This is a genomic window from Sphingobium sp. RAC03, from assembly GCF_001713415.1.
GTDB lineage: Bacteria > Pseudomonadota > Alphaproteobacteria > Sphingomonadales > Sphingomonadaceae > Sphingobium.
Window position 1 is genome coordinate 1,536,052 of record NZ_CP016456.1, and the last position, 15,493, is coordinate 1,551,544.

Annotated in this window: 10 protein-coding genes; 6 read left to right on the forward strand and 4 right to left on the reverse strand. The window is 63.9% G+C overall.

Annotated elements, in window-relative coordinates:
* The first annotated feature begins 4 nt into the window (after positions 1-4).
* Genes xseA through BSY17_RS12040 form a run of 3 tightly spaced genes read left to right on the forward strand, consistent with a single transcriptional unit; the run spans position 5 to position 2,570 of the window.
* A complete protein-coding gene (gene xseA / locus BSY17_RS12030) occupies positions 5-1,501 on the forward strand; it encodes an exodeoxyribonuclease VII large subunit (RefSeq protein ID WP_069065680.1) in 1,497 nt (498 codons plus the stop codon).
* Between the two features lie 20 nt (positions 1,502-1,521).
* Positions 1,522-1,734 carry a DUF2093 domain-containing protein gene (locus BSY17_RS12035; RefSeq protein ID WP_069065681.1) on the forward strand — a complete coding sequence of 71 codons (213 nt, stop codon included), beginning with the start codon at positions 1,522-1,524 and terminating at the stop codon, positions 1,732-1,734.
* Positions 1,731-2,570: a M23 family metallopeptidase gene (locus BSY17_RS12040; protein WP_069065682.1), complete on the forward strand. Its 840-nt coding sequence runs from the start codon at positions 1,731-1,733 to the stop codon at positions 2,568-2,570. Before BSY17_RS12035 ends, BSY17_RS12040 begins: the two co-directional genes overlap by 4 nt.
* A gap of 19 nt (positions 2,571-2,589) precedes the next feature.
* On the opposite strand, the gene BSY17_RS12045 is transcribed toward BSY17_RS12040, so the two are convergent.
* Entirely contained in the window at positions 2,590-3,138 is a 549-nt protein-coding gene (locus BSY17_RS12045; protein ID WP_069065683.1) for a hypothetical protein, read from the reverse strand.
* 393 nt (positions 3,139-3,531) lie between these two features.
* Here BSY17_RS12045 and BSY17_RS12050 point away from each other — a divergent pair, with 393 nt between their 5' ends.
* Positions 3,532-6,474, forward strand: a complete 2,943-nt coding sequence (locus BSY17_RS12050; protein WP_069065684.1) for a TonB-dependent receptor domain-containing protein — start codon at positions 3,532-3,534, stop codon at positions 6,472-6,474.
* A 100-nt stretch (positions 6,475-6,574) separates the two neighbouring features.
* Here the strand turns inward: BSY17_RS12050 and BSY17_RS12055 are convergent, their stop codons facing one another.
* Positions 6,575-7,576 (reverse strand): hypothetical protein, encoded by a 1,002-nt coding sequence (locus BSY17_RS12055; RefSeq protein WP_237236535.1) that lies wholly within the window; start codon positions 7,574-7,576, stop codon positions 6,575-6,577.
* 327 nt (positions 7,577-7,903) lie between these two features.
* On the opposite strand from BSY17_RS12055, the gene BSY17_RS12060 reads away from it, so the two are divergent.
* Positions 7,904-8,122 carry a hypothetical protein gene (locus BSY17_RS12060; RefSeq protein WP_409593673.1) on the forward strand — a complete coding sequence of 73 codons (219 nt, stop codon included), beginning with the start codon at positions 7,904-7,906 and terminating at the stop codon, positions 8,120-8,122.
* A 49-nt stretch (positions 8,123-8,171) separates the two neighbouring features.
* On the opposite strand, the gene clpB is transcribed toward BSY17_RS12060, so the two are convergent.
* Positions 8,172-10,751 (reverse strand): ATP-dependent chaperone ClpB, encoded by a 2,580-nt coding sequence (gene clpB, locus BSY17_RS12065; RefSeq protein ID WP_069065686.1) that lies wholly within the window; start codon positions 10,749-10,751, stop codon positions 8,172-8,174.
* A gap of 86 nt (positions 10,752-10,837) precedes the next feature.
* Positions 10,838-12,460, reverse strand: coding sequence for a M28 family metallopeptidase (locus BSY17_RS12070; protein WP_069065687.1), 1,623 nt, complete (start codon positions 12,458-12,460; stop codon positions 10,838-10,840).
* A gap of 153 nt (positions 12,461-12,613) precedes the next feature.
* Here BSY17_RS12070 and BSY17_RS12075 point away from each other — a divergent pair, with 153 nt between their 5' ends.
* Positions 12,614-15,481 (forward strand): M16 family metallopeptidase, encoded by a 2,868-nt coding sequence (locus BSY17_RS12075; RefSeq protein ID WP_069065688.1) that lies wholly within the window; start codon positions 12,614-12,616, stop codon positions 15,479-15,481.
* Positions 15,482-15,493: the final 12 nt, after the last annotated feature.

Below are 15,493 nucleotides of genomic sequence, written 5' to 3' on the forward strand. Positions count from 1 at the left end.
GCCCATGTCCCCGGATTTCGATGCCTATGACAGTATGGGCCGCCTGTTAGCGGAGGAACGCGCAGGGGACAACGCGCCGCCGCTCTCGGTCAGTGAATTGTCGGGCATGCTCAAGCGCACGGTCGAGGACCGTTTTGGCCATGTCCGGTTGCGCGGCGAGATTTCCGGTTTCAAGCGGGCGGCTTCGGGCCATCTCTATCTGGCGCTCAAGGACGATAATGCCGTGCTCGACGGGGTGATGTGGAAGGGCGGCGCGCAGCGGCTCGCCTTTTCCCCGCAGGACGGGGTCGAGGTGATCGCCACCGGCAAGCTCACCACTTACCCCGGCCGTTCCAAATATCAGATCGTGATCGAGCGGATGGAATTGGCGGGCGAAGGCGCGCTGATGGCGCTGCTCGAAAAGCTCAAGGCGAAGCTCGCCGCCGAAGGCCTGTTCGCAGTCGAGCGCAAACAGCCCTTGCCTTTTCTGCCCCGCACCATCGGCGTCGTCACCTCGCCCACTGGCGCTGTGATCCGCGACATTCTCCACCGCCTTGCCGACCGCTGCCCCACCAACGTCTTGGTCTGGCCGGTATTGGTGCAGGGCAATGGGGCCGCCGAGCAGATCGCGCGGGCGGTGCGCGGCTTTTCCGCTATGGATGGCAGCGGCCCCGTGCCCCGGCCCGACCTCGTCATTGTCGCGCGCGGCGGCGGGTCGATCGACGATTTGTGGAGCTTCAACGAGGAAATCGTCGTCCGCGCCGTCGCCGATTGCACCATCCCGATCATCTCGGCGGTCGGGCATGAGACCGACACGACCCTGTGCGATCACGCGGCCGATCGCCGCGCGCCCACCCCCACCGCAGCGGCGGAGATGGCAGTGCCGGTGCGCGCCGACCTCCTCGCCACCCTCGCTGAAATGGGCCTGCGGGCCGGACGCGCGGTTCGCCGCAATGCGGCGCAGGCGAAAGAGCGCCTCGACATGCAGGCGCGGCTCATGCCCACCCCTGACATGCTGCTCGCGCCGCAGCGTCAGCGGCTCGATCAATTGTCCGAGGCCCTGGCCAGCGGCCTGCGCCACCGTATTGCCGACGCCCGCGCGCAGCTTGGACAGGCGGGCGGCGCGTTGCGACCGGCGCTGCTCCAGCAGCAGCTCGCGCGTGCAAGCGAGCGGCTCGACCGGTTGCGGCCGCGTCCCGATTATCTGGCGCGGGTCTTGACCGATCGCGCGACGGCCTTCGACCGGGTGTCGCGTCATTTCACCTCGCTTGATCCCGACCGGCCGCTGGCGCGCGGCTATGCCCGCGTGATGGCAGGGGGGCGGCTCGTCCAATCCGTCGCGGCGGCGCAGGCTGCAGGCGCGGTGACGCTGCATTTCAAGGATGGAACGGTCGATGCGACGGTCGGGCAGGGCGCAGCCTTGCTTGAGAAGCCGGACCCTGCCGCTATATCGTCCACACCACGCCAGTCCCGCAAACCGCGCAGCGCCGACGCACCGCCGCAGCAGGATCTTTTCTCCTGACCTTCTGAAAGGCCCGACCGATGCTCATGTCCAACCGCGACCGGATCGCCCGGCTTCATTATATGCCCTACAGCTTCCGCGTGTTGCAGGCGGGCGATCATGTGCTGTGCGCGGTCACGGGGCAGAAGATCGCGCTCGAAGATCTGCGCTATTGGAGCATCGCCCGGCAGGAACCCTATGCCAGCGCGGAAGCCTCGGTGCAGGCGGAGCGCGCGGCGAAACGCATCCCATGAATCGTGTCGCCTTCCTGCTGTTGCCTGCCGTCTTGGGAGCAACGATCGCGGCGGCACTGCCCCTGTCCGACGACCTCCGCCTTACCGGCACGATGACGCAGGGCGGCGTGGTGGCTGGCACCGCGCCTGCCGATACAGTCTCGCTTCGGCTGGGAGAGGAGGTCGTGCCGGTCGATGCCGATGGCCGCTTCCTGATCGCCTTCGACCGCGACGCCGCGCCCACCACCCGACTGACGGCGCAGCTCGCCAACGGGCGGACGATCGAAAAAAGCCTGACCATCGCGCCCCGCCCCTGGCGGATCGAGCGCATCAATGCACCAATGCGCCCCACCAAAAGCACGGAAGCCTTCCTGGCGCTGCGCAAGCCCGAACTGGCGCAGATCGCTGCCGCCCGTAGGCTCAACACCGATGCCAGGGGCTGGCGGCAACGCTTCATCTGGCCTGCGATGGGGCGTATTTCCGGGCTGTTCGGATCGCAGCGTGTCTATCAGGGGCAGCCGGGCGCCTATCATGGCGGCGTCGATGTCGCTGGCGCGACCGGCACGCCGGTTGTCGCCCCTGCCGATGGGGTGGTGATCCTGGCGGCAGCGGCCAAGCCCTTCACGCTGGAAGGACATTTGCTGATGATCGACCATGGCCATGGCCTCAACAGCGCCTTCCTGCATCTGTCGCGAATCGATGTAAAGCCCGGCGAGACTGTGACCCAGGGGCAACGCATCGGCGCGATTGGCGCGACCGGCCGCGCGACCGGCCCGCATCTTCATTGGGGCATGAAGTGGAACGACGCGCGCATCGACCCGCTGCTGGTTGCGGGGCCGATGCCGCAGGGACGGTGAAGAGGGGCGATGAAGCGGTTTAGCTGACCCGCTTCATCCGCACCGCGCGGCCGCCTTCGACCTTGCCCATGAAACTCCCCATGGCGGCGCGCTTGAGTTCGATCTTCTGTCCGACCTTGGGGTCGCGCGCGCTGATCGCTTCGGTGGTGGCCCAAACCGCGCCATCTTCCAGCCCGATCTGCCACTTGCCATAGCCCAGGCTGCGGACCGACGTGATCACCGCCTCGATCTGATCGACGCCGTCCACCTTCGCCTCGCCACTGTCATCCTCTTCGCCGCCGCCCAGAAATGGCAGCTTGGGGAAGGAAAAACCGAATAGCGTCTTGCGCGTCTTGTTAAGTTCGCTCTTGTCCAACACGACCACTTCGTCGCGCTGCGCAGCGGCGTCGATCGCGCCGACCTGACGGTCGAAACAGGCCAGTCGCTCTGCATCCTGCGCGATGGATCGGCATTGCAGCAGGTCGGTGAAAATCTCCGGCCGGGGCTGCTGACGCTGCGGCGCGGCGCTCGCGCTGGCCGTAGTGAGGCACAAAAACACGCCCATCAGTCCGGTGTTCAAGCGCTTCATGCCGTCTCTCCTCTTCAATCGACCCGTCCACGCCCTAGCATGCATCGGCTGAAAACAAGGTCAATATATCGCAGGATCGCCACGGTCAGTCGCGTCTGCGCCATTTTCAGTCGAGCAGGATCGACGCGCAGACATCAATGGATCGCAACAGGGCGCATTCGCGAAATTATGTTACTAATCAGCCGTAAAACAGCTCTAGCACGCGCTTGTTGCATTTATGATACAGCCCCATTCAAAAGCGGTGAATGCCCTTTTCCCGCGCTTTACAGCGCCCTGCTCCCCGCGCAGTTTCGCGGCCATGCATATGGGGGGATCGCTGTCGGGCACCTTATCCCTCCGTAGGTACATAGAGTGGCAGGTCATCTGCCAACCTCCAGAGCAAGGGACTGGACCGTGAAGACATTTTCAAAGAGGGCACTTCTGCGTGCCAGCGCCGCACCGGCGATCCTGGGCGCGTCGCTGATCGCAACCGCCGCATTCGCACAGGAAGCGCCGCAGGCTGCTGGTGCAGAAGCGGGCGACACCATCATCGTTACCGGTTCGTTGATCCGCAATCCGAACCTGGAACGCTCCAGCCCGGTCACGACGACCAGCGCTGACACCATCGAACTGAAGCAGAACAACACCGCCGAAGAAATTCTGCGTGAAATTCCGGGTATCGTTCCCAGCATCGGTTCGGCCGTAAACAATGGCAATGGCGGCGCTTCGTTCGTCGATTTGCGCGGCATGGGTTCCAACCGTAACATCGTCCTGCTCGACGGTACGCGCCTGGTTCCTGCCGAACTGAACGGCCGCTTCGATCTCAACAACATTCCGCTCGCTCTGGTGGAGCGCGTTGACGTTCTGACCGGTGGTGCATCGACCACCTATGGTGCCGACGCCATTTCGGGTGTTGTCAACTTCGTCACCAAGTCCGATTTTTCGGGACTGGAAGCGAATTTCTCGAACCAGATCACCGAAGAAGGCGACGGCCACACGCTGCGCGCAGACGTGACGCTGGGCGCCAATTTCGATGATGGTCGCGGTAATGCCGTCTTCTCGATCGGCTATCAGCAGACCGACCCGATCTATCAGGGTGGTCGTCCCTTCTCGGTCAACAATGTCGATTCCTACAGCGGCGCGATCGGTGGTTCGGGTACCGCGACCCCCGTTCGCATCAGCGTTCCCGGCGGCGGCACGCAGCAGATCGACGCTACCACCGGCGAACTGGTTCCGACCTACTCGCTGTTCAACTTCAACCCCTACAACATCTTCCAGACGCCATTCGAACGCTTCAACATGTTCGGATCGGCGCATTATGAAGTCAGCGACGCGGTTGAAGTCTATAGCCGTGGTATCTTTTCGAAGAACACGGTCAAGACCATCATCGCGCCATCGGGCGCTTTCGGCATCCCTATCACGGTGCCTTACAGCAACCCCTATCTGCCAACGGCCGCTCGCAATGAACTGTGCGCTGCCAACGGCCTGACCATCGGCCAGTGTACAGCGGCTGCGGGTGCGACCGATCCCAATGATCCCAACTACCGCACCTTTACGTCGAACTTCTCGCGCCGCTCGGTTGAGAATGGTCCCCGCGTTTCGGAGTTCACCACCACATTCTTCGACTATAAGCTCGGCGCGCGTGGCGGTATCACCGACACGATCGACTGGGATGTGTTCGGCGCCTATGGCGAGAGCGAGAATGTCCAGACCCAGCAGGGTTATTGGCTGAACTCGCGCGTGCGTCAGGCTTTGAATGCCACCAGCACGACCGAGTGCCTCAATGCGGCCAATGGTTGCGTTCCGCTCAACATCTTCGGTCCTGAAGGGTCGATCACTGATGAGATGAACGACTTCCTGACCGCCGAAAGCCAGATCATCACCAAATTCTCGCTGGCGCAGGCACGTGCCACGATCAGCGGTGACATCGGCGTGACCTCGCCTTGGGCAGCCAACCCGGTTGCCTTCGCAATCGGCGGTGAATGTCGCAAATATCAGGCGTCGCAGGTTTCTGACCTGTTGTCTCAGTCGGGCGATCTGGGTGGTGCCGGCGGCGCTTCACCGAACATCGATGGCGGTTATGACGTCTATGAAGCGGTCGGCGAAGTCATCCTTCCGCTGATCTCCGACAAGCCCTTCTTCCAGGATCTCACGATCGAAGGCGGCGTGCGCTATTCGAAGTATAGCATCAATGCCGCAGGCAGCCCCGGTTACGAAACCTGGACCTATAACGCAGGCGGTAGCTGGACTCCGGCAGATGGCTTCAAGGTTCGCGGCAAATATGCCCGCGCCGTGCGTGCGCCTAACATCGCCGAACTGTTCTCGCCGGTCACCACCGGCCTGACCAACCTTTCGGTTGATCCTTGCGCAGGTTCCGCTCCCGTTACCGACGCTGCCTTGCGCGCCGTTTGTTTGGCACAGGGTGCGCCTGCCGCTTCGATCGGCTTCATCGAACAGCCAAGCGCCGCTCAGGCCCGTACGACCGGTGGTGGTAACCTCGCCCTCGGCCCGGAAAAGTCGGACAGCTACACCATCGGCGCAGTCATTCAGCCAGCGTTCCTGTCGGGCTTCTCGGCAACGATCGATTATTACAACATCAAGGTTAAGGGTGCGATCTCGTCCCCGACGCCTGGTGATGCGATCGCGGCCTGTTTCGACAATTTGGATGCAACCAGCGAGGCATGCACGATCATCGGCCGTGATCCGATCACGGGCGGTCTCGACGGTGACACGGCGACTGGTTTGTTCCAGGGCTTGTCGAACCTCGGCACGATTTCGACCGATGGTATCGATCTGACGATGAACTATGCGAAGGATGTTGGCTTTGCGAAGCTGGCTCTGTCGTTCGTCGGTAACTGGACCAACAGCTCGAAGTTCCAGGCATCGCCGACCTCGGTCAATCGCGATTGCGTGGGCTACTACAGCGTGAACTGCCCCTCCATTCAGCCGGAGTTCCAGTTCTCGCAGCGTTCGACGCTGTCGTTCGACAATTTCGACATCTCGCTGCTGTGGCGCTTCATCAACGCTGTGGAATATGAACCCGCAGCACTGGCCGACGATCTGGCTGCTGCCATCGGCTTTGAATGCGCCGATCCAGAAGGGACTGATCCCGACGGCTGCATGGTCGAACCAGAGTTCCGCAAGATTCCTTCGGAACATTATTTCGACTTGTCGGGCCGTTTCCACATCACCGACAATCTGACGGTGACGCTGACGGCACAGAACCTGCTGAACAACAAGCCCAAGGTTGTCGGTTCGACCATCGGTTCGACCGCCTACAACAGCGGCAACGTCTATCCGTCGACCTACGACGCGCTGGGTCGTCGCTACGCTGCTGCGGTGAAGTTCCGCTTCTGATCCGTTCGGACATGCTTTAAGAAAAAGGGCCGGTGGAAACACCGGCCCTTTTTTCATGTTGTGCTGCTTCTGACGCCAGGTCGCCGTTATGGCCCAGTATCTAGCCCAGCAATGGCAGCGGCAATGTCAGCGGGATGTCGGCGTTGTTTGCAAGCAACACAGCCCATTGGCTGACTTTTTCGACTTCCTCGCGATGCATGTCCAACCCCAGCCGCGCTTCCTGCGCGCGCTGACCGGGCGCGAAATCACGTCCCATTTTGGCGTCGCGCGCAAAGACCGGTCCTTCAACGATGGACTTGATCCGTTCCGCCGTGATGTTCAGGCCGAACAATCTGGCCAAAGCCGCCAGGCTGTCCGACGGACGCGCCACCAATGTCTCGCTGTCCAGCGTCGCCACCCGCTGGCCCAAACGCTGGGTCACCATCTGGAACTGCTGCTGCTGCGCCAGCCATCCGGCTGCTGCGACCTGAATGTCCGTCAGCCCCAAATAGTCGGCAGGCGCGATGCCCAGCCCACCCAGTATCCCCTCACGCGCCAGCTTGCCGAACAGGTCGCGCACCCATAGCCGTCCCCACATCCCCTTGCGCGCGATCGAACCAAGATAAGCGTCGAGCGGCGCGTGGAGCAGCAAGGCGCGGGCCTCCGGGCGCAGGCTCATGATCGCGGGCATCAGCGGATTGACGATATTGGAAGGCTTGATGATGACGGCTTCGCCGGGGCCAAATGGGCGGGCGAGCAGACGCAACGCATCATCCAATATGCGCGCGACGTCCGGTCCCTTCGCGCCGCGGTATCGCCAGCCCACCAAGTCGTTGAGCAGGACGGGTTCCTTCACGCCCATGGCTGTGCCGGGCATGTCGCAGGCGGCGGCCAGCAACGTTGAGCAGCAATAGGCCGAATGAAAGATGAAGTGGATGGGTGCTGGCGGCGCGGCGCGTTCCATGGCGTCAGCCCGGCGCAACACCATCGGCGCTTGTGTCGGCACGAGATATTCGTCGGTCAGGAACGGAACGGCGGCATGGCGCGCCCGCGCAACCGGCAGCATGTGAAAGGCGTCATGCCCCGGATCATAACGGTGCGCGAGCCACTCCGCGCTGGTCATGACGTCATCTATAGAGGGGAGGGCAGCAGTCATGACCCGGATTGTAGGCATGACCGCCTATGCGGCACAAGCTGCGCCACAGGATCGGCCAAATCTTCGCGGTTGGATCCATAGATCGCGCATCATCATCCCATTTCGCACTTGCGCCACCGCTGCTCTTGCCGCAATTCTATGTCTCAGCCGACGCCAGCAGGATAATCCATCCCCGCTTTGGCGACTAAGCGGTCGGCCAAGGCGTAGCCCGCAGAAGAGACGGGGCGGATGGCCGATCTTTTGGGAGAATTGACCATGCATGTTTTGAAGACCGTAATTGCATCGACCCTGTTCATGATCGCCCTGCCTGCCGTTGCACAGGAAAAGCCGAAATTGGACCGGAATCACCCAGACGCTGTGCGCTGCAAGCGCTTTGCCGTCACCGGGTCGCTGGTTCAGAAGGAGCGGGTCTGCAAGACCAATGCGGAATGGCGCGCGAGTGCAGAACAGCAGAACCGCGACGCCGATGACATGATCACCCGCAGCCGGGCAGGCATGAACCCAAACGGCTGATTCCGATCGGTAAAAGGGCGTTGCGGCCTATCCGCAACGCCCTCGTCCTTTAGCTGACCCCCAGCACCAGCGCCCCATCGCCATCCTCGACCCGTACCGTTGATCCGTCGGGCAGCTGGCCGCGCAGGATCATGTCGGCAAGGGGGTCTTGCAGATAGCGTTGTACCGCCCGCTTCAAGGGGCGCGCGCCATAGACCGGATCATAGCCGACGCGGCCGAGCCAGGCGCGGGCGCCGTCTGTCAGGTCGAGCGTGATCTTGCGGTCCTTGAGCAGCTTGCCGACCCGCGCCACCTGAATGTCCACGATCGGGGCCATATGCGCGGCCCCTAAGCGGTGGAACAGGATGACCTCATCCAGGCGGTTGAGGAATTCAGGCCGGAAATGGCCGCGCACGACCTCCATCACCTGATCCTCGACCTTTTCGACCGGTTCGTCGTCGGCGAGGCCCGCAATATATTGGCTACCCAGGTTCGATGTCAGCACGATGATCGTGTTGGTAAAATCGACCGTGCGGCCCTGCCCGTCGGTCAGGCGGCCATCGTCCAGCACCTGAAGCAGGATGTTGAACACGTCGCCATGGGCTTTCTCGACCTCATCGAACAGCACGACCTGATAGGGACGACGGCGCACGGCTTCGGTCAGGACGCCGCCTTCCTCATAGCCGACATAGCCGGGAGGCGCGCCGATCAGCCGGGCGACGCTGTGCTTCTCCATGAACTCGCTCATGTCGATGCGGACCATCGCATTGTCATCGTCGAACAGGAAACCGGCCAGCGCCTTGGTCAATTCGGTCTTGCCGACGCCCGTCGGCCCCAAGAAGAGGAAGCTGCCGAGCGGCCGGTTGGGGTCTTGTAGGCCCGCGCGGGCGCGGCGCACGGCGGTCGATACGGCTTTGACTGCATGGGCCTGGCCGATGACGCGCTTGCCTAGAGTTTCCTCCATGGCCAGCAATTTCTCGCGCTCGCCGGTCAGCATCCGTTCGACCGGAATGCCGGTCCAGCGGGCGACGACGCCGGCGATGTCCTCGGCCGTCACTTCCTCGCGCAGCATCGCGCCTTCCGACGCGGTAGCCGCTTCGGCCAGCCGCTTTTCCAGCGCCGGGATGGTGCCGTAGGACAGCTCGCTCATCTTGGCGAGGTCGCCCGCACGTTGCGCCTGTTCCAGTTCGAGCCGGGCGGCATCGAGCTGTTCCTTGATCTTGGCTTCGCCCGCAATCTTGTCCTTTTCCGCCTGCCAACGGCTGGTCAGTTCGCTCGACTGCTGCTCCAGATTGGCAAGGTCGGCCTCCAGCGCGGACAGACGGTCCTTGGAGGGCTGGTCGCTTTCCTTCTTGAGCGCCTCCCGCTCGATCTTGAGCTGGATGATGCGGCGGTCGAGATTTTCGATCTCTTCGGGCTTGGACTCCACCTCCATGCGCAGTCGCGAGGCGGCCTCGTCCATCAGGTCGATCGCCTTGTCGGGCAGGAAGCGGTCGGTGATGTAGCGGTTGGAGAGCGTCGCCGCCGACACGATCGCGCCGTCAGTGATCCGCACGCCATGATGCAGTTCATATTTTTCCTTGAGGCCGCGCAGGATCGAGATGGTGTCCTCGACCGTCGGTTCGCCGACGAATACGGGCTGGAACCGCCGCTGGAGCGCGGGGTCTTTCTCGACATATTTGCGATATTCGTCGAGCGTGGTCGCGCCGATGCAGTGCAACTCACCGCGCGCGAGGGCGGGCTTCAAGAGATTGCCCGCGTCCATCGCGCCTTCGGATTTGCCCGCGCCGATCAACTGGTGCATCTCGTCAATGAAGAGGACGACATGGCCCTCGGCCGCCTTCACTTCGTCCAGCACGCCCTTTAGCCGTTCCTCGAACTCGCCGCGATATTTGGCGCCCGCAATCAGCGCGCCCATGTCGAGCGCCATCAGCGTGCGGTCCTTGAGCGTGTCGGGCACGTCGCCATTGGCGATGCGCAGCGCCAGCCCCTCGGCGATGGCGGTCTTGCCGACGCCGGGTTCGCCGATCAGGACGGGGTTGTTCTTGGTGCGGCGGGCGAGAATCTGGACAGTGCGGCGGATTTCCTCGTCGCGGCCGATGACGGGATCGAGCTTGCCATCGCGCGCGGCTTGCGTCAGGTCGCGGGCGAATTTCTTGAGCGCGTCATAGCGATCCTCCGCGCCCGTCGTGTCAGCGGTGCGGCCCTGGCGCAGGCTGTTGATCGCGGTGTTGAGCGCTTCGGGCTTTACGCCAGCAGCCGCCAAAGCCTTGCCCGCCGCCGTGGTGGTGGCCAGCGTGAGCGCGAGGAGCAGCCGCTCGACGGTGACGAAGCTGTCGCCCGCCTTGGCCGCGACCTGTTCGGCCGAGTCCAGCACGCGCACAATGTCATTGTCGAGGCCCGGCGTCTGCTGCGCGCCGCTACCCGACACGGCGGGGATTTTCGCCAGCGCCGCGTCGGTTTCGCGCAGCGCCGTGGGCGCGTCGCCGCCAGCCGCCTTGATCAGGCCGGACGCCATGCCCTGCTCATCCTCCAGCAGCGCCTTCAACAGATGGTCCGGGCTGATCCGCTGGTGGTTCATGCGGATCGCGACGGTTTGCGCCGATTGCAGGAAGCCTTTGGCGCGGTCGGTGAATTTTTCGAGGTTCATAAATGGCCCTTCGTGATGCTGCCCCTCATGTGGTGTTGCCTAAAAACCACACAAGGGGCGATACGCAATTTCCGCAGGCGCGTGACTTATTTGGGCATCGGCGCCTTGGGCTGCTCAGCGGCGAAAGCGTCGCCGAAGAAATCCTGCGCATACCAGCGTGGCGCTTCCGGTGCGTCGGCGATCTGCCGGGCGATGGCATAGTTGACGCGGGCGAATTTGGCGGCGGCATCCCAGTTGAAAGGCAGGTCGATCTGGTCGGATGGCTGGTGATATTGGGTCTTGAGGAAATGTTCGAACGCGGCTTTGCCCGGCCCGGCGAAACCGGTCATCAGGAAGACGGCGGGCACGCCTTCCTGCACGAAGCGATAATGGTCCGAACGGGTGAACAGCCCTTCGGCGGGCAGCGGGTCGGGCGAGAGGGCGACGCCGACCGATTCCGCCGCGCGATCGACGATCGGGCCGAGCGTCGAATGTTCTGCGCCAAAGGCCACGACATCCTGAAAATCATAGGTCAGGATCGGCATGTCGAGATTGACGACCCCGACCAGTTTGCCGCCTTTCGGCAGGACCGGATTCTTGGCGAGATATTGCGAGCCGAGCAGGCCGTCCTCTTCCGCGGTGACAGCCGCGAACAGGATCGAGCGTTTGGGCCGCGCCCCGCCCTCGGTAAAGGCCTTCGCCACCGCCAGCATGGTCGCGGTGCCCGATGCATTGTCCATCGCGCCATTATAGATTTTGTCGTCGCCCTTCGCGCTGTCCTTGACGCCATTATGGTCGAGATGGGCCATCAGCAGTACATATTCATGGGCCAGTGCCGGATCGGAGCCGGGCAGTACCGCCAGCACATTGGCCGAGGGGGCCGTGCTGACGTTACTGGCGCGCTCCAGCGTGACGAGCGGCTTGAGGGCAAAGCCCTTGGGACGGCCGCCCTTCTTGCCCGCCTGCTTCAGGATGGTGGCGAGATTGCCGCGTGAGCCTGCGAAGAGCGCGTCGGCGGCCGGGCCATGGACCGTGGCCGTGGCGCGGATGGCGGGGGTGCGGACATAGGGCTGGCCCTGGCCGTCGATCCAGCTGACGACCGGATCGTTGCTACGCTCGCGCAGCTTTTCCCAGGGCATGCGGGCGAGCAGGCTGGGGCTGGGCAGGGTGATGAGGCCGATGGCCCCGGCCTTCTGCGCCGCCAGCGCCTTTTCAGCGGCAAGATGCGCGCCGACTTCGCTCGGCATGCCGACGGGCGAGCCGGAAAGGGCGACGGCGAACTTGCCCTTGAGGTCCAGCCCGGCATAATCGTCGATCTTCTCGCGATCCGATTGCAGGCCATAGCCGACGAACACGGCCCCGGCGGCGATGCTCTGCTTGGCTTCGCGACCGAAGCCGCCGATCGCGACATCGGTGCCATTGGCGAAACGCTGGCCGCCGATGGTGAGCGCGGCGGGCGCGCTTTTGTCGAGATCGGCCAATGCCAGCGTGACCGGCTGATACCAGCTATCCTTGACCGTCTGGGTCAGGCCGAGCGCCGCGAAGCGGGCGGCGACGAAGCGGGCGGCGATGTCATAGCCGCGCGTGCCCGCATCGCGTCCTTCGAGCAGGTCGTCGGCGAGGAATGTCACGTCGGCGCGGATCGCGTCGGGGGAGAAGGTCGGTTCCTGCGCGATTGCAGGCGCGGCGAGGGCGAGCAGGGAGGCGAGGACGGGGAGGCGAAGGCGCATGGGTTACTCTTTTAACGTCGATGATGAAGCGGAACCTATCGTCGCGGTTGGCGCTGTCCAGCCGTATGCGTATTGCGCTGCTAAAACGCCCCGCTATTCTAGCGCCATCCTGCTGGCGGTTTCACCCCGCTGCTTTTGTCAGAAGGCTCCTTCATGATCCTGTCTTCCCTGCCGCGCCGCCTGCCCCTGCTGATCGGCCTGTCCATGCTGGCGATGACGCCCGTGACCCAGGCGGTGGCGCAGGGTGCGGCCGCCGTTGCCGCGCCCGCGCCGCTTTCCAGCCTCGTGTCGGCGGTCGACATTCCCTATGAAGAGTTCACGCTGAAGAACGGCCTGCGCGTCATCGTCCATACCGACCGCAAGGCGCCGGTGGTGGCGGTGTCGGTCTGGTATCATGTCGGATCGCGCTTCGAGCCTGCGGGCAAGACCGGCTTTGCCCATTTGTTCGAACATCTGATGTTCTACGGGTCGGAAAATGCCGATGGGCCCTTCTTCGGGCGGCTGGAGGATATTGGCGCGACCGACTGGAACGGAACGACCTGGTTCGACCGCACCAATTATTTCGAGACGGTACCGACGGGCGCGCTCGACCGGGCGCTGTTCCTGGAATCCGACCGGATGGGCCATTTGCTGGGTGCGGTGACGCAGGCGAAGCTGGATACCCAGCGCGGCGTCGTCCAGAATGAAAAGCGCATGGGCGAGAACCAGCCCTATGGCCTGGTCGAATATGCGCAACTCGCCGCGCTGCTGCCCGAAGGCCATCCCTATCGCCACTCCACCATCGGGTCGATGGCGGACCTGAATGCCGCGAGCCTGGCTGATGTGCAGATGTGGTTCAAGACGCATTATGGTCCGAACAATGCGGTGCTGGTGTTGGCGGGCGATATCGACACCGCTACGGCCAAGAAGAAGGTGGAACGCTGGTTCGGCAACATCCCCGCCGGGCCGCCGCCCCAGGATGTTGACGCGACCGTCCCGACGCTCGACAAGGATGTCGAGAAGCTGATGAAGGATAATGTCGCGGCAACGCGGCTCTATCGCAACTGGGTGGTGCCGGGCGTCAATGGCGCGGACCTGCCTGCGCTTGACCTCGCGCTATCGGTGTTCGGCGGGCTGGGATCGTCGCGGCTCTATACGACGCTGGTGCGCGACGAGAAGGTCGCAGTGGGCGTCAAGGCCAATGTCCAGCCGTTCGAGAAGCTGAGCATCGCCGAGATTACAGTGGACGTGAAGCCTGGCGCGGATGCGGTGGCGGTGGGCAAGCGGCTCGACCAGCTGCTGGCCGACTATCTGGCCAAGGGGCCAAGCGCCGACGAGGTGCAGCGCGCCGCGACGCAGCGGGTGGCGGGGACGATTTCGGGCCTGGAGCAAGTGGGCGGCTTTTCCGGCAAGGCGGTGACGCTGGCCGAGGGCGCGGTCTATTCGGACGACCCGGCGACCTACAAGAAGGATCTGGCCGCCTATGCCGCGGCGACTCCGGCACAAGTGACGGAAGCGGCGCGCAAGTGGCTGGGCCGTCCAGTGTTCCGCCTGACCGTGGCGCCGGGCGAGCGGACGGCGGCGGATAATGCGCTGGCGGGCAATGCGACGATGAAGCCCGCTTATTTCCGCGACCCCGATGCGCCTGCACCCACCGCCGCAACGCCGCCCAAGCCGACCAAGATCGCCGAGCCGCCGATCGAGCCAGTCGCGGACCTCGACTTTCCGCCGGTCGAACATGCCAAGCTCAGCAACGGCATTCCGGTCGTCTTCGCGCGCCGCGCCACGGTGCCGACGGTGCGGGTGTCGGTGGCGTTCGATGCGGGCAATGCGGCTGACGATCGGGCGAAGCTCGGCACGGCGGCGCTGACCACGGCGCTGCTGGACGAAGGGACCAAGACCCGCAGTTCGCTCACCATCGCGCAGGAGCAGGAGCGGTTGGGCGCGGCGGTGAGTGCGGGCAACAGCATGGATCGCACTACGGTGGGCCTGTTCGCGCTCAAGCCCAATCTGGATGCGTCGCTTGGCCTGCTGGCCGATGTGGTGCGCAATCCTGCCTTTGCCCCGGCGGAGGTCGAGCGGCTGCGTGGTCAGATGCTGACGCGGATCGCGGCGGAGAAGACCGAGCCGATGGCGATCGCCCAGCGGATGCTGCCGCCTCTGCTCTATGGCACGGCGCATCCCTATGGCATCCCCTTCACCGGCTCCGGCACCGAGAGCGGGGTCAAGGCGGTGACGCGGGCCGATCTGGTCGCCTTCCATGACGGCTGGCTGCGGCCCGACAATGCCAAGATCTTCGTAACCGGCGATACGAGCCTCACCGAATTGCTGCCTTTGCTGGAAAAGCGCTTTGGCGACTGGAAGGCCCCGGCAGCGGCGAAGGGGACCAAGCTGTTCCGCATGGACCGGATGGCGCGCCCGGCGCGGATCATCCTGATCGACAAGCCGCAAAGCCCGCAGTCGATGATCCTGGCCGGGGTACTAACCGCCAAGAAGGGCACCGACAATCCGGTGACGCTTCAGTCCGCCAACGAGGTGCTGGGCGGCAGCACGACGTCGCGGCTGACCATGGACCTGCGCGAGACCAAGGGTTGGGCCTATGGCGCGGGCACGGCGTTGCCCGGCGTCAAGGACACGATCCCGCTGCTGGTCTATGCCCCGGTGCAGAGCGACAAGACGGGCGAATCCATCATCGCGGCGCGGCAGGACATCAAGGATTTCCTGACGACCAAGGGCACGACCAAGGCCGAGCGCGACCAGACGATCAACGGCCAGATCTTGTCACTGCCGGGCAGTTTCGAAACCTCGTCGGACCTGCTGGGGGCGATGATGCGCAACGACCTGATTGGCCGTTCGGATGATTTCTACGAGACGCTGCCCAAAATCTACCGGGCGATGACGGCGGCCGATTTCGACAAGGCGGCGCGCGAGGCGATCAACGCCGACGGGCTGATCTGGGTCGTGGTGGGCGACGCGAAACTGGTGCGGCCACAGCTTGACGCGGTGGGCTTGCCGGTCGAAACCGGCACCCTGGCTGACTGAGAAAAAACCTAA

Excerpts from the sequence above, each read along its gene's own strand:
- xseA (WP_069065680.1), top strand. The coding sequence starts at position 5 with ATGTCCCCGGATTTCGATGCCTATGACAGTATGGGCCGCCTGTTAGCG.
- BSY17_RS12035 (WP_069065681.1), top strand. The coding sequence starts at position 1,522 with ATGCTCATGTCCAACCGCGACCGGATCGCCCGGCTTCATTATATGCCC.
- BSY17_RS12040 (WP_069065682.1), top strand. The coding sequence starts at position 1,731 with ATGAATCGTGTCGCCTTCCTGCTGTTGCCTGCCGTCTTGGGAGCAACG.
- BSY17_RS12045 (WP_069065683.1), bottom strand. The coding sequence starts at position 3,138 with ATGAAGCGCTTGAACACCGGACTGATGGGCGTGTTTTTGTGCCTCACT.
- BSY17_RS12055 (WP_237236535.1), bottom strand. The coding sequence starts at position 7,576 with ATGACCAGCGCGGAGTGGCTCGCGCACCGTTATGATCCGGGGCATGAC.
- BSY17_RS12060 (WP_409593673.1), top strand. The coding sequence starts at position 7,904 with ATGATCGCCCTGCCTGCCGTTGCACAGGAAAAGCCGAAATTGGACCGG.
- clpB (WP_069065686.1), bottom strand. The coding sequence starts at position 10,751 with ATGAACCTCGAAAAATTCACCGACCGCGCCAAAGGCTTCCTGCAATCG.
- BSY17_RS12070 (WP_069065687.1), bottom strand. The coding sequence starts at position 12,460 with ATGCGCCTTCGCCTCCCCGTCCTCGCCTCCCTGCTCGCCCTCGCCGCG.
- BSY17_RS12075 (WP_069065688.1), top strand. The coding sequence starts at position 12,614 with ATGATCCTGTCTTCCCTGCCGCGCCGCCTGCCCCTGCTGATCGGCCTG.